The organism is Streptomyces sp. NPDC058401 (genome assembly GCF_042722885.1).
Lineage (GTDB): Bacteria > Actinomycetota > Actinomycetes > Streptomycetales > Streptomycetaceae > Streptomyces.
Genome location: NZ_JBHXKA010000105.1, coordinates 12,336 through 29,426, shown reverse-complemented (window position 1 = coordinate 29,426; position 17,091 = coordinate 12,336). Strand labels below are relative to the sequence as shown.

General features: G+C 71.7%; 22 protein-coding genes. 21 read left to right on the top strand and 1 reads right to left on the bottom strand.

The features are described 5' to 3' along the window. The first annotated feature begins 588 nt into the window (after window positions 1-588). The 9 genes from ACFWNV_RS29805 (at window position 589) to ACFWNV_RS29765 (ending at window position 7,124) form a co-directional block, all read left to right on the top strand. Window positions 589-1,107, top strand: a complete 519-nt coding sequence (locus ACFWNV_RS29805; RefSeq protein ID WP_383953021.1) for a hypothetical protein — start codon at window positions 589-591, stop codon at window positions 1,105-1,107. Window positions 1,108-1,146: 39 nt separating this feature from the next. Continuing rightward, on the top strand, window positions 1,147-1,998 hold the full coding sequence (locus tag ACFWNV_RS29800) for a DUF4097 domain-containing protein (RefSeq protein ID WP_383953020.1): 852 nt from the start codon (window positions 1,147-1,149) through the stop codon (window positions 1,996-1,998). A gap of 46 nt (window positions 1,999-2,044) precedes the next feature. Next, window positions 2,045-3,016 (top strand): ATP-binding cassette domain-containing protein, encoded by a 972-nt coding sequence (locus ACFWNV_RS29795; RefSeq protein ID WP_383953017.1) that lies wholly within the window; start codon window positions 2,045-2,047, stop codon window positions 3,014-3,016. Beyond that, entirely contained in the window at window positions 3,013-3,798 is a 786-nt protein-coding gene (locus tag ACFWNV_RS29790; protein ID WP_383953015.1) for an ABC transporter permease, read from the top strand. The genes ACFWNV_RS29795 and ACFWNV_RS29790 overlap by 4 nt, the downstream gene beginning before the upstream one ends. 86 nt (window positions 3,799-3,884) lie before the next feature. After that, window positions 3,885-4,721: an alpha/beta fold hydrolase gene (locus tag ACFWNV_RS29785; RefSeq protein WP_383953013.1), complete on the top strand. Its 837-nt coding sequence runs from the start codon at window positions 3,885-3,887 to the stop codon at window positions 4,719-4,721. Beyond that, the gene (locus ACFWNV_RS29780) at window positions 4,714-5,277 is read left to right on the top strand and encodes a TetR/AcrR family transcriptional regulator (protein WP_383953011.1); all 564 of its coding nucleotides are present in this window, start codon (window positions 4,714-4,716) and stop codon (window positions 5,275-5,277) included. Before ACFWNV_RS29785 ends, ACFWNV_RS29780 begins: the two co-directional genes overlap by 8 nt. Window positions 5,278-5,379: 102 nt before the next feature. Beyond that, entirely contained in the window at window positions 5,380-6,051 is a 672-nt protein-coding gene (locus ACFWNV_RS29775; protein WP_383953009.1) for a ScbR family autoregulator-binding transcription factor, read from the top strand. A gap of 108 nt (window positions 6,052-6,159) precedes the next feature. Beyond that, the gene (locus tag ACFWNV_RS29770) at window positions 6,160-6,759 is read left to right on the top strand and encodes a sigma-70 family RNA polymerase sigma factor (RefSeq protein WP_383953007.1); all 600 of its coding nucleotides are present in this window, start codon (window positions 6,160-6,162) and stop codon (window positions 6,757-6,759) included. A gap of 191 nt (window positions 6,760-6,950) precedes the next feature. Then, window positions 6,951-7,124, top strand: a complete 174-nt coding sequence (locus tag ACFWNV_RS29765; protein ID WP_383953005.1) for a hypothetical protein — start codon at window positions 6,951-6,953, stop codon at window positions 7,122-7,124. Window positions 7,125-7,248: 124 nt separating this feature from the next. On the opposite strand, the gene ACFWNV_RS29760 is transcribed toward ACFWNV_RS29765, so the two are convergent. Beyond that, on the bottom strand, window positions 7,249-8,268 hold the full coding sequence (locus tag ACFWNV_RS29760) for a helix-turn-helix transcriptional regulator (RefSeq protein WP_383953003.1): 1,020 nt from the start codon (window positions 8,266-8,268) through the stop codon (window positions 7,249-7,251). A 296-nt stretch (window positions 8,269-8,564) separates the two neighbouring features. Between ACFWNV_RS29760 and ACFWNV_RS29755 the strand changes: the two genes are divergently transcribed. From ACFWNV_RS29755 to ACFWNV_RS29700, 12 genes are all read left to right on the top strand, one after another. After that, window positions 8,565-8,759 carry a hypothetical protein gene (locus ACFWNV_RS29755; protein ID WP_383953001.1) on the top strand — a complete coding sequence of 65 codons (195 nt, stop codon included), beginning with the start codon at window positions 8,565-8,567 and terminating at the stop codon, window positions 8,757-8,759. Between the two features lie 169 nt (window positions 8,760-8,928). Then, the gene (locus tag ACFWNV_RS29750) at window positions 8,929-9,915 is read left to right on the top strand and encodes an LLM class flavin-dependent oxidoreductase (protein WP_383952999.1); all 987 of its coding nucleotides are present in this window, start codon (window positions 8,929-8,931) and stop codon (window positions 9,913-9,915) included. 152 nt (window positions 9,916-10,067) lie between these two features. Beyond that, a complete protein-coding gene (gene mpaB, locus ACFWNV_RS29745) occupies window positions 10,068-11,159 on the top strand; it encodes a daptide biosynthesis RiPP recognition protein (protein WP_383952997.1) in 1,092 nt (363 codons plus the stop codon). Then, window positions 11,159-11,986 (top strand): daptide-type RiPP biosynthesis methyltransferase, encoded by an 828-nt coding sequence (gene mpaM / locus ACFWNV_RS29740; protein ID WP_383952995.1) that lies wholly within the window; start codon window positions 11,159-11,161, stop codon window positions 11,984-11,986. Before mpaB ends, mpaM begins: the two co-directional genes overlap by 1 nt. Further along, window positions 11,986-13,290, top strand: a complete 1,305-nt coding sequence (gene mpaD, locus ACFWNV_RS29735) for a daptide-type RiPP biosynthesis aminotransferase (protein WP_383952993.1) — start codon at window positions 11,986-11,988, stop codon at window positions 13,288-13,290. Before mpaM ends, mpaD begins: the two co-directional genes overlap by 1 nt. Beyond that, window positions 13,287-14,492, top strand: a complete 1,206-nt coding sequence (mpaC, locus tag ACFWNV_RS29730; protein WP_383952991.1) for a daptide-type RiPP biosynthesis dehydogenase — start codon at window positions 13,287-13,289, stop codon at window positions 14,490-14,492. The genes mpaD and mpaC overlap by 4 nt, the downstream gene beginning before the upstream one ends. Window positions 14,493-14,574: 82 nt before the next feature. Continuing rightward, the gene (locus ACFWNV_RS29725) at window positions 14,575-14,721 is read left to right on the top strand and encodes a daptide-type RiPP (protein WP_243336477.1); all 147 of its coding nucleotides are present in this window, start codon (window positions 14,575-14,577) and stop codon (window positions 14,719-14,721) included. A 73-nt stretch (window positions 14,722-14,794) separates the two neighbouring features. Further along, a complete protein-coding gene (locus ACFWNV_RS29720) occupies window positions 14,795-14,941 on the top strand; it encodes a daptide-type RiPP (RefSeq protein WP_243336478.1) in 147 nt (48 codons plus the stop codon). A gap of 61 nt (window positions 14,942-15,002) precedes the next feature. Then, window positions 15,003-15,152 (top strand): daptide-type RiPP, encoded by a 150-nt coding sequence (locus tag ACFWNV_RS29715; RefSeq protein ID WP_250744242.1) that lies wholly within the window; start codon window positions 15,003-15,005, stop codon window positions 15,150-15,152. Window positions 15,153-15,207: 55 nt separating this feature from the next. Then, window positions 15,208-15,354, top strand: coding sequence for a daptide-type RiPP (locus ACFWNV_RS29710; RefSeq protein WP_383952989.1), 147 nt, complete (start codon window positions 15,208-15,210; stop codon window positions 15,352-15,354). A gap of 150 nt (window positions 15,355-15,504) precedes the next feature. Further along, window positions 15,505-16,296, top strand: a complete 792-nt coding sequence (locus tag ACFWNV_RS29705) for an ABC transporter ATP-binding protein (RefSeq protein WP_383952987.1) — start codon at window positions 15,505-15,507, stop codon at window positions 16,294-16,296. Then, window positions 16,289-17,029: an ABC transporter permease gene (locus ACFWNV_RS29700; RefSeq protein ID WP_383952985.1), complete on the top strand. Its 741-nt coding sequence runs from the start codon at window positions 16,289-16,291 to the stop codon at window positions 17,027-17,029. The genes ACFWNV_RS29705 and ACFWNV_RS29700 overlap by 8 nt, the downstream gene beginning before the upstream one ends. Window positions 17,030-17,091: the final 62 nt, after the last annotated feature.

Here is a 17,091-nt window from a genome sequence, read left to right as displayed (position 1 = left end):
CAGCAGGTGGGGTGTTGGCCTGGACTGCATGATTTAGGCGCCCTTCCCCCTACTTTCGACAGTTTTGGCTTCCCTGTGCGCCACAAATCACGCTCTACGTCCAGGCCAACACCCCACCCCGCCCCCGTCCCCGCCCCTGCCGCAGCCCCCGACCCCGGCCGGGGGAACATTCGACCCCGGCTGGGGACATTCGGTCCCGGCCGGGGTTTGTCTTTTCAGCCGTCCGGCGTTTGAGGACCGGGGTCTGGGGCGGAGCCCCAGGGGGTCCGGGCGCAGCCCGGGGCCCCGCTTTCAGCCCGTCCGGCGTTTGAGGACCGGGTCCGGGCCGGCCCGGGGAACGGTGGAAGGGCGGGTAGGGGACTTCGCCCCGCGCAGCGGCAAAGGGTGCTGCGGGGATTTCGCCCCGTGCAGCGGCGAAGGGTGCTGCGGGGACTCGCCCCGCGCAGCGGTGGTGTTGGTCTGGTGCCATCGTGGCGCATCGTGGTGTCAGTGGGCTGAGCAGGGTGTTTGTGGGTGGTGGTGTCACCGGACGGGGGAGTGGTGCCACATTGGCTCGACATGGTGCCATGGCTGTGTCATGCTGAGGGCATGGACCTCACGCCCTACGTCACCACCCTCCGCCAAGAGCTCGCCGTCGCCGCAGAGGCCGGCGGCGACGAAGCCCGCAAGCTGGCCGAGAGGCTCACCGCTCCCCTGGAGTCGGCGACCCGCCTGACCCTGCTCAACGTGCTGTCCGCCGCGATGGACGAGGTCACCCGTGAACTCGCCCCCGGCTCGGTCGACGTACGGCTGCGGGGGCTCGACCCCGAGTTCGTGGTGACCGTAGCGGCGGGCGAGAGTCACGCCCCCGCGGAGCCGGCCGCTGCCGAACCGCTCGCGCCGCACCTCGCTTCCGCCGACGGTGACGAGGGCGGCACCGCCCGGGTCAACCTGCGCCTGCCGGCGCACCTCAAGACCCGCGCCGAGGAGGCCGCGAGCCGCGAGGGGCTGTCGGTCAACGCCTGGCTGGTGCGCGCCGTATCGGCCGCGGTGGACGGTGGCGCCCGGCCGCGTGCGACGGAGAAGTCCCAGAGCGTGGGACAGAGCTTCACGGGCTGGGTTCGTTAGTCCATTCAGTTCGCCAAGACCCAAGAGGACGGGACAGCCATGCCTTCTTTCGACACCTCCGAAGCGATCTCGGTCACCGCACACGTGGAGGCCGGTTCCATCCAGTTCACCGCGGGAGACCGCCGCGACACCGTCGTCGCGGTGCAGCCGCGGGACCCGAAGCGGGACAAGGACGTAAGGACCGCCGAGCAGACCGAGGTCACGTTCGCCGGTGGCGTGCTGACCGTCAGGACGCCCAAGTCCAATCCGTTCGGCAAGCCCGGCATCGTCGACGTGACGGTCGAACTGCCCACGGGTTCGCACGTCGACACGACCGGCTCCTGGACCCAGGTGCTCGGCGAGGGCCGGCTCGGCGAGGTCCGGGTGAAGACCTCGTCCGGGGACGTGCGCCTCGACACGACCGGCCCGCTCCGGCTCATCGCGTCGCACGGCTCGATCACCGTGGACCGGGCCGAGGGCGCGACCGAGATCACCACCAGCTCCGGCAGCCTGCGCCTCGGTTTCGTCGACGGCCCCGCGGTCCTGAAGAACTCGCACGGCACCACCACCGTCGGCGCCGCCATCGGCGAGCTGCGGGTGAGCGGTGCCAACGGTGACATCGAGATCCGGCGCGCCGAGGACTCGGTCACCGCCAAGACCGCCCACGGAACCCTGCGGGTGGGCGAAGTCGCCCGCGGCACGGTGGAGCTGGAGACCTCCTACGGGGCCATCGAGGTCGGCGTCCGCGAGGGTACGGCCGCCTGGCTCGACGTCAGCTCGGGCTCCGGCCAGGTGCGCAACACGCTCACCGCCTCCGGGAGCCCGGACGGGCCCGAGGACACCGTCAAGGTCCGCGCCCGGACCAAGTACGGGAACATCGATGTCCGTCGCTCGCTCGCTTCCGGAGCCTGAGCTTCTCTTTTCCCCCCGTCACTTCAGCCTTCGAATGGAGGGCTCCATGCCTTCTTCTGTCATGCACACGTCAGATCCGGTTGCCGTCTCTGGTGTCGGGCTGCGCAAGTCCTATGGAGACAAGACCGTCCTCGACGGCATCGATCTGAGCATTCCGGCCGGGTCCGTGTTCGCGCTGCTCGGGCCCAACGGGGCGGGCAAGACCACCGTCGTGAAGATCCTGTCCACGCTCATCGGCGCCGACGGCGGACAGGCCCGGGTCGCCGGCCACGACATCGCGGCCTCCCCGGGCGGGGTACGGGCGGCGATCGGGGTCACCGGGCAGTTCTCCGCCGTGGACGGGTTGATCACCGGTGAGGAGAACATGCTGCTCATGGCGGATCTGCACCACCTGTCCAAGCGGGAGGGGCGTCGGGTCGCGGCCGAACTGCTGGAGCGGTTCGACCTCACCGACGCCGCGAAGAAGCCCGCGTCGACGTACTCGGGCGGCATGAAGCGGCGGCTCGACATTGCGATGACGCTGGTGGGTGATCCGCGGATCATCTTTCTCGACGAGCCGACGACCGGGCTGGACCCGCGGTCGCGGCACACCATGTGGCAGATCATCCGCGGGCTCGTTGCCGGTGGGGTGACCGTTTTCCTCACCACGCAGTACCTGGAGGAGGCCGATCAGCTCGCGGACCGGATCGCGGTGCTGAACGACGGCCGGATCGCCGCCGAGGGTACGGCCGAGGAGTTGAAGCGGCTGATCCCCGGAGGTCATGTGCGGCTGCGGTTCTCCGATCCGGCGGCCTACCGGTCCGCGGTCGCCGTGCTCGGTGAGGTCACCCGGGACGACGAGGCGCTGGCGCTGCAGATCCCCAGCGACGGCAGCCAGCGCGCGCTGCGCTCCCTCCTGGGCCTGCTGGACTCGGCCGGCATCGAGGCGGACGAGCTGACCGTGCACACCCCCGACCTCGACGACGTGTTCTTCGCCCTGACCGCCTCCACCCACCAGACCAAGGAAGACGTCCGATGAGCACTCTCTCCTTCGCCGTCCGCGACTCGGCCACGATGCTGCGCCGCAACCTCCTGCACGCGCGGCGCTACCCCTCGATGACGCTGAACCTGCTGCTCACGCCGGTCATGCTGCTCTTGCTCTTCGTCTACGTCTTCGGCGACGTGATGAGCGCGGGCCTGGGGGGCGGGGACCGCTCCGACTACCTCGCCTACCTCGTGCCCGGCATCCTGATGCTGACCATCGGCGGCACCACCATCGGCAGTGCGGTGTCCGTGGCCACGGACATGACCGAGGGCATCATCGCCCGCTTCCGCACGATGCCCATCCACCGCGGTTCGGTGCTCATCGGGCACGTCGTCGGCAGCGTGATCCAGTGCGTGATGAGCGTGGTGCTCGTCGGGGCCGTCGCCGTGGCCATCGGCTTCCGGGCCGTGGACGCCACCGCCGTGGAATGGCTGCTGGCGCTGGGTCTGCTGGCGCTCGTCTCCCTGGCGCTCACCTGGATCGCGGTCGGGATGGGCCTGACCAGTCCGAACGCCGAGGCCGCCAGCAACAACGCGATGCCGCTGATGATCCTGCCGCTCCTCTCCAGCGCCTTCGTCCCGGTCGACGCGATGCCGGGCTGGTTCCAGCCGGTCGCCGAGTACCAGCCCTTCACCCCGGCCATCGAGACCCTGCGCGGGCTGCTGCTCGGTACCGAGATCGGCAACAGCGGGTGGATCGCCGTCGCCTGGTGCCTGGGGCTGGCCGCGCTCGGCTACTTCTGGTCCAAGTCCCTGTTCCACCGCGACCCGAAGTAGGCGTTGACCTTCTTGGCTAATGATATTAGCTTAGGGGTTATAGAGATTAGCCACTGGGGCTGGTCGCGGTTTCCGGGGGACGGGTCATGACGGAGTTTCTGAGCACCGGTGGCGGGCGGCTCGCGTACGAGGTCACGGGCGAAGGCCCGCTGGTCCTGCTCGCCCACGGCATGGGCGACAACCGCGGGGCCTACCGCGAGACCGCGGCCCTCCTCGTCGCCGCCGGGTACCGCGTCGCCTCCACGGACCTGCGCGGACACGGGGAATCGAGCACCGGCTGGGCCTCGTACACCCGTACCGACGTGGCGGGCGACCTGCTCGCCCTGATCCGGCACCTCGGCGGCCCGGCCGTCATCGTCGGCCACTCCTTCGCCGGCGGCGCCGCCACCATCGCGGCGGCGCAGGAGCCCGCGCTGGTCGACGCGATCGTCGAGATCAGCCCGTTCACCAAGGCGCAGAAGATCGACCTCGGCGCCCTCGGCTCCAACGCCCGCTACCGCAAGGGCATGTTCCTGCTGCTCGGCACCGGCATCCTGCGCAGCCGCGGCGTGTGGAAGCGCTACCTCGACCACGCCTACCCGGGCGCCCGTCCCGCCGGTCACGCCGCCCACCTCGCCGCGCTCGACGCCGACCTGGGCCGCCCGGGCCGGATGGCCGTCGTCGCCAAGATGGGGATGTCCGCCCCCACCGACGCGGGCGCCCGCCTGGGCGACGTCCGGTGCCCCGCGCTGATCGTCGAGGGCGACCTCGACTGCGACTGGGCCGACCCGGCCGCGGAGGGCGCTGCCATCGTCGCCGCACTGCCCGCCGGGCGCGGCCGGCTCGTGATGATCGAGGGTGCGGGCCACTACGCCCACGCGCAGTACCCCGCCGAGACCGCCGCGGCCATCGTGTCCTTCCTGAAGGAGACCGCCCGTGCCTAGGGCCTCGCTCTCCGCCGACGCGGTGGTCGACGTGGCGCTCGGCCTCGTCGACGCGGAGGGACCGGCGGGCCTGACCCTGTCGGCGGTGGCCTCCCGGGCGGGCGTGGCGACCCCCTCCCTCTACAAGCACGTGCGCAACCTCGCCGAGCTCCGCGACCTCCTGTCGGCGCGGATCATGAACGAGATGGCGGACGAGATCGGCGTGGCGGTCATCGGCCGCTCCGCCGACGAGGCGATACGCGCGTTCATGACGGCCTGGCGCACCTACGCCCTGCGCCACCCCCACCGGTACGCGGCCCTGCTGCACAGCCCCGAACCGCGGACGGCCGAAGCCGGGGAGCGCCTCATCACGATCCTCTTCGCCACCCTGCGGGCCTACGGCCTGGAGGACGCGGCGGCCGTCCACGCGGCCCGCTGCCTGCGGGCCACCGCCCACGGGTTCGTCTCCCTCGAAACCGGCGGCGCCTTCGCCCTGCCCGAAGCCCTGGACGAGAGCTACGCCCTTCTGACACACATGGTCGTCACGGGCCTGCGCACGCCCCGTACCCCCCACTGAACCGAAGGCCCGCACGCCCGCGGGGCGGGACACTGGTGCCGAAATATGAACGGGGTGTAAAATAGCGGGTGTTCGTTTTGTTTGTCGAGAGAAGTTGGGCACATGGCTGAGCGCAAGACGGAGCGCGCCCCGCAGAACCGCGCGATCCAGACCAAAGCGACCATCTTGCGGGCCGCCGCCGAGGTGTTCGACGAGTTCGGGTTCAGCGGTGCCAGCATCAGCAAGATCATGAAGCGGGCCGACGTCACGCAGGGCGGGATGTACTTCCACTTCGCCTCGAAGGAGGAGCTCGCCTACGCCGTCATGGTCGGCCAGGGCGAGGGCCTCGAGTTCCCGGCCGGGGAGGACGGCCTGCAGCGCCTGGTGGACATCACGCTCTACCTCGCGGACCAGCTCCGGCACAATCCGGTGCTGCGGGCCGGCGTGCGGCTGGCCGTGGAGCAGGGGGAGTTCGGCCTGCGCGACGACGTCGCCTACCAGGCCTGGGTGCTCGAATTCCGCCAGCAGCTGCGCTTCGCCCGCGCCAAGGGCGAACTCCAGCCGGACGTGGACGACCACGAGCTGGCCTGGATCCTGGTCAGCTCCTTCACCGGGGCCCAGCTCTTCTCCCAGATGTCGACCGGGCGGGCCGACCTCCCGCAGCGGATCGCCTCGCTCTGGCGCTACCTCCTGCCGGCCGTCGCCACCGAAGAAGCCCGCGGCGCGCTGCGGCTGACACTGCCGGAGGCGGCGGCGAAAGCGGAGCCGGAGGCGAAGACGGAGCCGAAAGGGTAGTTGCCAAGGTCGTCCGGGATCTTGCGGAGACGCGGAAAACCGAACGATCCCCATGGCATCTTGCGTGTGCCGAATCCGGCTCCGCCAGCACAGGAGCGCAAGAGACCCATGACCGACACGGACACGACCACGGTCGCCGCCACAGAGACGGACGAAGACCGCTCGATTCGCTTCGAGCGGGACGCCGTCGGCCACCGGCCCCTGCTGTACGCCCACGCAACGCGGCTGACCCGCAATCCCGCCGACGCCGAGGATCTGGTGCAGGAGACGTACGTCCGGGCGTACCGGAGCTTCCACCAGTTCCGCCCCGGTACGAACCTGCGGGCCTGGCTGCTGCGGATCCTCACCAACGTCTTCCTCACCGACTACCGCAAGCGGCAGGTGGGGCCGCGCTTCGCGCACACCCCGGACGTCGAGGACTGGCAGCTCGCGAGCGTCGCCTCCCACACCTCCGGGGGGCTGCCCTCGGCGGAGTCCCAGGTCATGGACCGGATACCCGACCCCGTCGTCAGCGAGGCGCTGCGCGCGATCCCCGGCGACTTCCGGACCGTCGTCTACCTGGCCGACGTCGAGGGACTGCCGTACGAGGAGATCGCCGAGCTGGTCGGCATTCCGTCGGGCACCGTCAACTCCCGGCTGCACCGCGGCCGCAAGCGGCTGCGCACGCTGCTCGACGGGCACCGGGGCCACCGCGCCCCCGGGCGCTGACCGAGCCGGAGAACGTTCGTTTTGTTTCGTGGAGGGGCCCCGGCCGGGCTCGCAGGAGGGGGTTCGGCGCGGCCCGCCTCGCAGCATGCTGCGAAGCGGAATGCCGGAAGCTGTACCCGCAACGGGGCCGGGCGGCCGGGCCCCGCTGTCAGAGTGGAATGGCCATCCCCGCTTCCGAAGGAGCCACCACCATGGCCCAGAGCCAGACCCAGAAGAACCCGCTCGCCGTCACGACCGGTGTGCTGATCGCCCTCCTGGCCTCGTCCACCGTGCTGTTCGACGGCACCGCGCGGTACGTGGTCATGGGTGTGCTCGCCGTCGGCGTGCTCTCCTGCGCCCGCGCCCTCCAGCGGTCGCGCTCCTAGCCGTGGCCCTCTTAACCGGATTAACCGGAGTCCGCGAAGGAGGAACACCTCCGACGCGGACTCCGCGCTTACCGGGGCCGGCGGCCCGGCCGTCCTTACGGGCCCGCCGCCCGGCCCGCCCCGCTCAGATCCAGCCGCGCTCCCGCGCGAGCAGCGCCGCGTGGAACCGGTTCGACGCGTCGAGCCGGTGCATCAGCGTCGCCACGTACTTGCGGTACGTCCGCACCGAGATGCCCACGTCCCGCGCCCCGTTCTCGTCCTTGTCGGCCGTGCACAGCGACTCCAGGATCCGGCGCTCCAGTTCGGTCGGGCGCTCGCCCGACACCGCCGGCCCCTCCTCGGCCGACGCCGCCGCCGGTATTTCCTGCGCCTGGCCCCACATCCGGTCGAAGAGGGACACCAGCGTGGTCACCAGGCCCGGTTCGCGGGTCAGGAGCGCCCCCCGCTTGCTGTCGGAGGGGTCGATCGGCGTCAGCGCCGCCGCCCGGTCGAAGATGAGGATGCGCTCCAGGTCGAGGCGCGACACCCGTACCTCCGCCCCCTTGCCGACCAGCTCCCGCAGGTACGCCATCGTGGCCGGATCGTCCAGCGCGGCCGCCCCGAACAGGCTGCGCATCCTTATCCCGCGCCGCAGGATGCGCGCGTCGGCGGGGCGCGAGGTCTCGATGATCTCGGGCCGCATCACCCCCGAGGGCCAGGTGGTCATCGACTCCGAGCGGGTGAAGAAGGTCAGCTCGTCGATGGCCGCCCGCACCTGCTCGATGCCCACCAGCCGTTCCATGGGAGGCCGGTCGGCCCCCGCGATCGCGTCCGAGGTCGTGGCCGCGTTCCGTTCCGCCAGCAGTGAGGCCACGATCGCGCTGGTCGCGGCCTTGGTCTCCAGCTCCTGCCGGATGCGGGCGAGCCGGGCGTCGATCAGATGCTGCACCGCCTTGGCGGGACTGACGGGGCGCAACAGCCCGTCGGTCATCGCGGCGAGACCGAGCGCCGTGACCCGTTGCCGCAGGACGTGCACCGCTTTCTCGTCCAGGTCCGCGTGCCGCACGAGCTGTTCGGGATCGGCGCCGCCGCTCCTGAGCAGGACGCGGTAGAAGCGTTCGTCCTCCGGATCGATATCGAGAAACGCCAGATCCGGATCCCCCATGGATTCCCCCAACGCCGTGGCCGGTCATTACCTGGCCTAGATCTACCTGTTACCCCGGGTCGAGGCTACGGCAATGATCCATTCCGCTTCCGGATCCCGGTGGAGAAGGGGGGTGCGGACGGTGCAGTAAGTGACCTCGCAGAACGCAGCAAGCTGCGCGCGACAGCCCTCGAACGGGGGCTCGGGGAACGGCAGAGTTGTGGTCACAAGGAGCCGCCGGGAAACACCGGAGGCCACCGGAACCGGGCGGAAAAAGGCCGGATCCGGGACGGACCGCAAATCAAGGGGGAACCACCATGATGAAGCGCCTCAGCGTCACTCTCGCCGCCGCCGTACTCATCGGCCTGGCCGGTGCCGGCACCGCGAACGCCGACGCTCCCGCCCCGGTTCCCGCCCCCGCCACCCAGGTCTGCGTCCCGATTCCGGCCGGTCTCCCGCTCCCCGGCGTCTGCGTGATCATCCCGGGCCGCGACACCCACAACTGGGACTAGCAGCCCCGCCCGCCGGGTCCTTCCGGAAGAGATCGCCACCCGATCTCCCCACGGAATTCCAGCCGGGCCGGTTTACACGACATTCGATCTTCACCGACCATTCCGATCTTCACCATCCGGCTCCCGGGAAACGAACTCCCGGACCCCGAGCACAAGGAGAGAAAGTCCGATGACCGCCTACTCGGTGCTCGTTCCCTTCGTCCCGAGCCGCCCCGAGCAGCTCCTGCCCTTCGCCGGGCTCGTCCACTGGACCGGGGCCGAACGCCTCTGGCAGGGACAGAGCCTGGTCACCGAGACCCACCAGGCCTTCGCCCACGCCGCCGGCGCCGGCTTCAGGGTCCCGGTCGGGCTCGGAGTGACCCTGATGCCGCTGCGCCACCCCACGGAGGCCGCCCTCCAGGCCCGTTCGCTCGCCCTGATGACGGGTCAGCCGGTCCTCGCCGGCTACGGACCGGGAGCCCCCGCCGTACAGAAGGCCCTGCTCGGAGCCCCGTACCGGAGCCCGCTCACCGCCGCCCGGGAGTACCTGACCGCCGTACGCGCCGCCCTCGACGGGACGGACACGGTCCTGGACGGGGACTACCTGCACCAGGAGGCACTGCTCCCGCCGGTCCCCGGACCGCCCGTCGAGATCGGACTCGGCGTCCTGCGCCCCGGCATGGCCAGGGTGGCCGGCGAGGTGGCCGACGCGGCGATCTGCTGGCTCACCCCGGCCCGCTACCTGGCCGACACGATCGTGCCCGAGGTGCGGAAGAGCGCCGAGAGCGCGGACCGGCCGGCGCCCAAGGTGGTGGCCATGGTGCCGATCGCCCTGGCGGCGCCCGACCGGGACCCCGTACGCCTGGCCCTCGCCTCCAACCGGCACCACCTGAAGGCGCCGCACTACCAGGACATGCTCCGGCGCGGCGGTGTCGAACTCCCCGCCGCCACCGGTTCGGAGGCGCAGGACGAGAGCGCGCGGGGCGCGGCCCTGGTCGCCGGGGACGCCTTCCTCTACGGGGAGCCCGCCGAGCTCCTCGCGAAACTCGAAGCCTTCCGCGAGGCGGGCGTCGACGAGATCGTCCTCAACGTCACGGGCGTGGCCCAGCTGTACGGCGCCCAAGTGGCCAGCCGCGAACTGCGCACGCTGCTCACGGTCCTCGGGCTCGCCTCCTGACCAGAGGCGGCCCGGTCCGCTAGCCCGCCCCCGCGTACGCCGCTTCCTGCCCGCACGCACCCCCTCGACTTCCGGCCGCCCCGGCCGATCCCCCTCCAGCTCCGCGTCATCAGGCGCCCGCGTCCACCCACGCACTCACGTTAGGCATGTTCATGACACTCACTTCCGTCAAGGCCCACGCCTTGCAGTGGGGCACCGGACGCCCCCTGGCCGCACTCGCCCCCCGCCCGCCGTTCACCGCGACGGTCGTCCTGGAGGACGCCGCCCACCTCGACGCCCTGCTCGGCAGCGGCGTGGCCGGCCCCGGCACCGTCGTCCTCGTCCCCGGGGACGAGCCGACCGCCGAGCCCGAGCCCCACGAGGCCACCGGCGCCCAGGTCATCGTCTGGCAGGGCTCGCTGGGCGAACCCGGCGCGGAAGCCGGACTGCACCCCGACTTCTACCTCCAGGTGCAGGCCTACTCGATCACCCCCTACCTCTCCGTCCTCGGACCCACCCTGGTCCGCATCGTCGAGGAAGCCGACTTCCAGGCCTTCCTGGAGGACGCCGACCGGGCCCTGAACGACGGCGAGTTCTCCGCCTTCCTGACCCACCCCTCGGTCCAGCTCGCCGACCTCGGAGCCCTCGGCGGCAACGGCGACGGCGACGGCCCGGCCCTGCGCCTCTACGTCTCCGCGGACGGAGCCGTCAGCGTCGCCCCCGGCGCCGCATCCCTCGGCCCCGTCGGCACCCCCGCCGCAGAACTGCACCGGGCCTGGGAGGAATCCACCGGCGCCCTGGCCGGCGTACTCGACGAGGACCTGCGCCGCGAGCAGCTCGCCGCCCGCCCCTGGATCTCCCGCTACCTGGCCGCCGTCGGCGCCATCCGCGAAGCCGTCACCCGAGGCCTCGAACACCCCCGCGTCTCCGGCTTCGGCGGCCGCCTCGTCCCCGCCCTCGCCGCCCACGCCACACCGCAGGACACCTCCGGCGACACCCCGGTACTGCTCTTCAACGCCGAACAGGCCCTGATCCACCACCCCGGGGACCGCCGCACCATCGCCCTCTCCCTCGACGCCGCCCAGGCCGCCGAAGCCCTGCTCGTCACCGGCACCGCCCAGGCCGCCGCCGACTACGCCGACCCGGCCACCGTCGACGCCGTCGCCGCCTACTTCTCCGGCATCGGACTGCCCCTCACCGAGTCCGCCGCCCCCCGCACCGCCACCGCCGACACCTCCGAAGCCACGGAAGGAGCGACCCGCTGATGGGCGCCATGCTGCTCAGCCCCGCCGCCGCGGGCACCGGCCTCACCGGCCGCGCCGCCGAGGCCGTCGCCGAACTCGGAGACCGGGCCGTCCTGTGCGACCTCTACGACGAGGCCGGCGCCCCCGTCTACCACGACATCGCCGGCACCACCCCGCACGAGGTCCGCGAACTCCTCTCCACCCTGCGCCGCATCCCCGGCCCGGTCCTCGACCTGGCCGCCGGCTCCGGCCGGCTGACCTTCCCCTTCCTGGCCCTCGGCCGCGAGGTCACCGCCCTCGAACTCTCCGGCCACATGATCGGACTGCTCCGGGACCGGCTCGCCGCCACCCCGGCCTCGCTCCAAGGCCGCTGCACCCCCGTCCAGGCCGACATGAGCGACTTCTCGCTCGGCCGCAGCTTCGGCGCCGTCGTCCTCGGCACCACCTCCATCTCCCTCCTCCCGCCGGAGGCCCGCCCCGGCCTCTACCGCTGCGTACGGGAACACCTGGCGCCCGGCGGCAGGTTCCTGCTCACCACCGTCGAGGTGGACGCCGCCGACGACGGCAGCGACGAGAGCGAGATCCTCGCCCCCGGCGAGATCACCGGCCGCTCCTACCGGATGATCGAACAGTGGACCTCGGGCAACAGCTCCCGCACGGTCACCGTCATCCCCGCGGACCCGCCGGCCGAAGGCCCCGTCCACGTCGCCACCACCACCATCGGCGTGATGCCCGCACCCCTGCTGGTCGCCGAGCTCGAAGCCGCCGGCTTCGCCATCCGCTCCACCACGCCCATCCCCGGCGGCGGCCGCCACCACGACGTCCTCCTGGAAGCCGAGGCCCTGTGATGACCACCGCCCTGCCCACCCTGACCGGACAGGACGAGGCTCCCGACCACGGCCACCCGGCCCTGTGGACCTCCCTGCTCCCGCCCTCCGCCCACGGCGACGACGCCATCTGCGCCGTCTCCGCCGAGGGGATGTACGTACGGTTCGCCGACGGCAGCGAACTCCTCGACGGCGACTCGGGCCTGTGGAACGCCAACCTCGGCCACGGCAACCGGCACATCGCCGAAGCCTGCCACCAGGCCCTGCTCAACGCCTCCTACCTGAGCGTCTTCCGCTACGAACACCCCTACGCCCGGCAGGCCGCCGAGGCCCTGGTGGAACTCTGCGGAGCCGACCACTTCGCCCGCGTCCTCTTCTCCACCTCCGGCGGCGCGGCCAACGACCTGGTCATGAAGACCGCCCGGCACTACCACGCCCTGCGCGGCGCCGAGAAGCGCAAGATCATCGTGGGGCTGCGCGGCAGCTACCACGGCCTGACCTTCGGCGGCTTCGCCCTCACCGGCGAGAACCTCGGCCAGCAGCTCTACGGGGTCGACCAGCGACTGGTGCGCCACGTCACCGCCAACGACCCCGCCGACATCGAGAAGCTGATGCGGGCCCAGGGCTCCCAGATCGCGGCCGTCGTCGTCGAACCCGTCCTCGGCAGCGGGGCCGTCCCCCTCACCGACGAGTACCTCCAGACCCTCTTCCGGCTCCGCGAGGAACACGGGTTCCTGCTCGCCGCCGACGAGGTGGCCACCGGATTCGGCCGCACCGGCTCGATGTTCGCCTCCCAGCGGTGGAGCGAACGCCCCGATCTGCTGATCACCTCCAAGGGGCTGACCAACGGCACCTGCGCGGCCGCCGCCGTCATCGTCTCCCGGACCATCGCCGACGCCTTCCGCGAAGCCGACGCCACCCTGACCCACGGCGAAACCCAGGCCGGCACCCCCGTCACCTGCGCCGCGATCATCGCCACCATCGAGGAGATGCGCCGCCTCGACGCCGTCTCCCGGGGCCGGCGCGCCGCCGAGACCCTCGGCGCCCACCTGGACCGGCTGGTCGCAGAACACCCCCTCTTCGACTCCCACGACGGCCGCGGACTCTTCCGCTCCCTGCGGATCGTCACCCCCGACGGCGAACCACTGCCGCAGGCCCGGGTCCTCGAACAGATCACCGCCATCCGTGCGGCGGGCGCCATCGTCCACGCCGGCGTCCACGGCATCCAGATCATGCCGCCGCTCACCGCGACGGACGCCGAGATCGACGCCCTCATGGAAGCCGTCCGCCGCGGAGTCGAAAGCTTCTCCGGAGGACTGCGGTGAACATCGCCTGGTCCGGATCCACCCGGCTGCTCATCGGCCCCGAAGGGCTCAGCGACTGGCTGGCGGACTTCGACGACGCCCACCCGGCAGGGGGGAGCCGTCCCGTCACCGCCCTGCTCCTCGACCCGGCCGTCGCGAACTCCCGCATCACCGACCTGGTGACCACGGAACTGGACCGGGCGGGACACACCACCCACACCATCGTCCCCGACGGCGACGGAGGCCCGGACGAGATCTTCGCCCTGGCCCGCGCCACCGCAGACGCCGGACTCGTCGCCGTCATCGGCGGCGGAGCCCTCCTGGACCGGGCCAAGCTCCTGTCCGTGGCCCACGGGGACGAACGGGCCCGCACGGCCCTGCGCACCACCGGCCGCAGCGGACTGCTCACCCTGGACCCGCGCACCCGCCGCACCCGTCCGCTGCTCGCCGTACCCACCACGGTCGGCACCGGATCCGAACTCAGCCGGGTCGCCTGCCTGCCGCACAACAGCGGCAAACGGCTCGTCATGGGCGACGCCCTCGCCCCCGACGCGGCCCTGCTGGACCCGGCCGCCACCGAGACCCTGCCCGGCGAGCTGCTGATCGAAGGAGCCCTCGAAGCGGTCTTCCGCACCGTAGGCCCCTACGTCGGCAACCTGACCGACCGCGCCGTCGAGGACGCTCTCGCCCAGACCGCCGCCACCCAGCTGGTCCGCCTCGGCGGAGCACTGGCCCGGCAACTGGCCGACGGACAGGCCCCCGACGCCACCCTGCGCACCGACCTGGCCCGGCTGAGCGGACTGACCCAGTCCACCTGGCTCTGCTACGGCAGGGACCTGTTCAGCACCGAGGGCTGGATGATCGCCAACGAACTCTCCAGCGCCCTGGGCATCCGCAAGATGACCGCCGTCGCGGCCATCCTGCCGGCCCTGTGGCGGGCCGTCCTCGCCGGCGACACCCGGCTCGGCTCCGCCGCCCGCTTGCGGGGGATCTGGGAACTGCTCCGCTCGGCCGACAGCAGCGGCGACCCGCTGCCCGCCGAGCCGGTAGCAGGCATCAGCGCCCTGATGAACCGCTGGGGCATCGTCCGCGACATCGCCGTCACCCCGCAGCTGCTCGACGCGGTGGCCCGCAGGACCGTACGGGCCTGGGGCGCGGGCCTCCCGATGCTCGGCGGCCTGCGCGCCGCCGACGTCAACGCCCTGCTCACCGAAGCGGCCTGAACACCTGCGCCGCACCCACAGACTTCCGCGCCGGCTCGGCGCGGGGACCGCACCACCCCGCTTCCCAGATAAGGAAACCGTCATGGACAACAACACGTTCGACGTTGCCGCCGATGTGAACCACCTGGAGCTCGGCCTCCAGGAGCTCGAGGTCATGGAGGCCCCGGGCTGGTGGACGACCGGTGGCGTCGTCGTCGGCATCTCCCTCGTCTCGGTGGTCATGACCTGATCCGACCCGGATCAGCGCCACCCGCTCCACCCGCACCACCCCTCGTACACCCACCACACAGAAGGAGTCAGTCATGAACGAGAAGTTCGAGGCCCCCGCGGCCGATGTGAACCACCTGGAGCTCGGCCTGCAGGAGCTCGAGGTCATGGAGGCCCCGGGCTGGTGGACCACCGGCGGTGTCGTCGTCGGCATCTCGATCGTCTCCATCGTCGCCACCTGATCCACCCTCAGCACCGCGCAGCACGTCACCACCACCACTCGAATCACGAAGGAGAACAGCCATGAGCGAGCAGATTCTGGACAACGCGGCGGTCGTCGCGCAGGACGGCCTGGAGCTGGGCCTGCAGGAGCTCGAGGTCCTCGAGGCCCCCGGTTTCTGGGAGGGCGTGTCCATCGGCATCGCGATCTCCACGGTCACCATCGCCACCTGATCCACCCTCGTCACTCACGTAACACCCCTCACACCACACACGAAGGAGAACAGCCATGAGCGAGCAGATTCTCGACAACGCGGTCGTCGCGCAGGACGGCCTGGAGCTGGGCCTGCAGGAGCTCGAGGTCCTCGAGGCCCCCGGTTTCTGGGAGGGCGTGTCCATCGGCATCGCCATCTCCACGGTGACCATCGCCACCTGATCCCGCCCCGGCGACCCGCTCCCGAGTGAGCGGTACCCGTAACGGATCGATGCGGACCGGGCCCGGCCGGGAAACCCCCGGCCGGGGCCCGGCCCTCGGCACCACCGAACCAACGCACCACCCCCACACCCCGGAAAGGACGCGGCAGCGATGAGCAGCAGCGACCCGGCCGTCTCGCTGAACGGTCTCACCAAGATCTACAAGGGCGTGCGCGCCGTCGACGCGCTGACCGTGGACATCCGCGCCGGCCGTGTCACCGGCCTCCTGGGCCGCAACGGCGCCGGCAAGACCACCACCCTGCGGATGCTGCTCGGCCTCGCCACCCCGACCGCCGGCACCGCGACCATCCTCGGCAAGACGTACGCCGAACTCCCCGACGCGGCCCACCGCATCGGCGTCAGCATGGACGGCATGGGCGGCGTCACCGGCGCCACCGTCCGCGGCGAACTGCGCATCTGGTGCACCGTGCTGGGCCTGCCCGCCGGCCGCGCCGACCAGGTCATGGAGTACACCGGCCTCGACTACGCCGCCGACCGCCCGGTCAAGGGCTGCTCCACCGGCATGCGCCAGCGGCTCGCCCTGGCCACCGCCCTGCTCGCCGACCCGGAGATCCTCATCCTCGACGAGCCGGCCAACGGCCTCGACCCGGACGGCATCCGCTGGCTGCGCGCCACCCTGCGCACCCTGGCCCTGGGCGGCCGCACCGTCATCGTCTCCAGCCACCAGCTCGCCGAGCTGGAGCAGACCGTCGACGACGTCGTGATCATGCAGCACTCCCTGCGCTACGCGGGCACCCTCGAGGACCTCACCGGCGACGGCGCCGTCCGCCTGGAGGACCGCTTCTTCGAGCTGGTCGACCCGGCCGCCACCGCCGTTCCCGCCGCCGACACCGCGGGCAACGCGGGCACCCGTACCCCGGAAAGGAACTACTCCCGTGCGTAACCTCATCGCCGGCGAAACCCGGAAGGCCCTGACCGGCCGCGCCTGGTGGGCCCTGCCGCTCGCGGGAGCCTGGCTGTGCCTGATCACCACCTTCGGATACGTCTCCGGAGGCGAGAAGGCCATCGCCGACGGGTCCACCTCCCTGGCCGTCGGCCAGGACGTGGCCCGTTCCTGGATGATGATGTTCCTGCTGGCGGCCGTCTTCGGCGCCGTCCACGTCACCCGGGACTACGCCTCCGGCACCATGGTCCGCTCCGCGCTCCTGGCCGGCTCCCGCTCCCGCCTCTTCGGCGCGAAGCTCGCCGTCGCCACCGCCGCCGGAGCCGGCTTCGGCCTGATCGCCGCCGCCCTCGGCGCCGTCAGCGTCTACCTGGGCCCGCTGCCCTTCGGCCTGGAGGCCGCCGCCGACGGCGAGACCGCCCTCATCCTGGTCGGCGTGTTCGCCTGCTGCACCCTGGCCGCCCCCTGGGGCGCCCTCATCGGCTGGATCGTCCGGAACCAGACCGGCGCCGTGGCCACCCTGATCGGCCTCACGCTCCTGGTGGACCCCGGGCTGCAGCGGCTGGTCCCCGAGGTCTCCAAGTACCTGCTGACCATCGCGATGAGCTCCGTCTACCGGGACGTGAAGCCCGACCTGCTGTCGCTGCCCTGGGCGTACGCGGTCATCGCCGCCTGGCTCGCCGCCGCCTTCGTCGCCGGCCGCCACCTCGTCCGCACCCGCGACATCGCTTAAGGGCGTGTCTTCCCGAACTTCTCGATCAGGCAGAACCGGTCCGTCCGGCCCCGACCCGCCGG

Bases quoted from the DNA above. Each gene is read 5' to 3' on its own strand.
- ACFWNV_RS29795 (WP_383953017.1), top strand. From the start codon at position 2,045: ATGCCTTCTTCTGTCATGCACACGTCAGATCCGGTTGCCGTCTCTGGT.
- mpaB (WP_383952997.1), top strand. From the start codon at position 10,068: ATGACACTCACTTCCGTCAAGGCCCACGCCTTGCAGTGGGGCACCGGA.
- ACFWNV_RS29710 (WP_383952989.1), top strand. From the start codon at position 15,208: ATGAGCGAGCAGATTCTCGACAACGCGGTCGTCGCGCAGGACGGCCTG.
- ACFWNV_RS29775 (WP_383953009.1), top strand. From the start codon at position 5,380: ATGGCTGAGCGCAAGACGGAGCGCGCCCCGCAGAACCGCGCGATCCAG.
- ACFWNV_RS29770 (WP_383953007.1), top strand. From the start codon at position 6,160: ATGACCGACACGGACACGACCACGGTCGCCGCCACAGAGACGGACGAA.
- ACFWNV_RS29705 (WP_383952987.1), top strand. From the start codon at position 15,505: ATGAGCAGCAGCGACCCGGCCGTCTCGCTGAACGGTCTCACCAAGATC.
- ACFWNV_RS29755 (WP_383953001.1), top strand. From the start codon at position 8,565: ATGATGAAGCGCCTCAGCGTCACTCTCGCCGCCGCCGTACTCATCGGC.
- mpaM (WP_383952995.1), top strand. From the start codon at position 11,159: ATGGGCGCCATGCTGCTCAGCCCCGCCGCCGCGGGCACCGGCCTCACC.
- ACFWNV_RS29790 (WP_383953015.1), top strand. From the start codon at position 3,013: ATGAGCACTCTCTCCTTCGCCGTCCGCGACTCGGCCACGATGCTGCGC.
- ACFWNV_RS29760 (WP_383953003.1), bottom strand. From the start codon at position 8,268: ATGGGGGATCCGGATCTGGCGTTTCTCGATATCGATCCGGAGGACGAA.
- ACFWNV_RS29765 (WP_383953005.1), top strand. From the start codon at position 6,951: ATGGCCCAGAGCCAGACCCAGAAGAACCCGCTCGCCGTCACGACCGGT.
- ACFWNV_RS29750 (WP_383952999.1), top strand. From the start codon at position 8,929: ATGACCGCCTACTCGGTGCTCGTTCCCTTCGTCCCGAGCCGCCCCGAG.
- ACFWNV_RS29715 (WP_250744242.1), top strand. From the start codon at position 15,003: ATGAGCGAGCAGATTCTGGACAACGCGGCGGTCGTCGCGCAGGACGGC.
- mpaD (WP_383952993.1), top strand. From the start codon at position 11,986: ATGACCACCGCCCTGCCCACCCTGACCGGACAGGACGAGGCTCCCGAC.
- ACFWNV_RS29725 (WP_243336477.1), top strand. From the start codon at position 14,575: ATGGACAACAACACGTTCGACGTTGCCGCCGATGTGAACCACCTGGAG.
- ACFWNV_RS29800 (WP_383953020.1), top strand. From the start codon at position 1,147: ATGCCTTCTTTCGACACCTCCGAAGCGATCTCGGTCACCGCACACGTG.
- ACFWNV_RS29720 (WP_243336478.1), top strand. From the start codon at position 14,795: ATGAACGAGAAGTTCGAGGCCCCCGCGGCCGATGTGAACCACCTGGAG.
- ACFWNV_RS29805 (WP_383953021.1), top strand. From the start codon at position 589: ATGGACCTCACGCCCTACGTCACCACCCTCCGCCAAGAGCTCGCCGTC.
- ACFWNV_RS29785 (WP_383953013.1), top strand. From the start codon at position 3,885: ATGACGGAGTTTCTGAGCACCGGTGGCGGGCGGCTCGCGTACGAGGTC.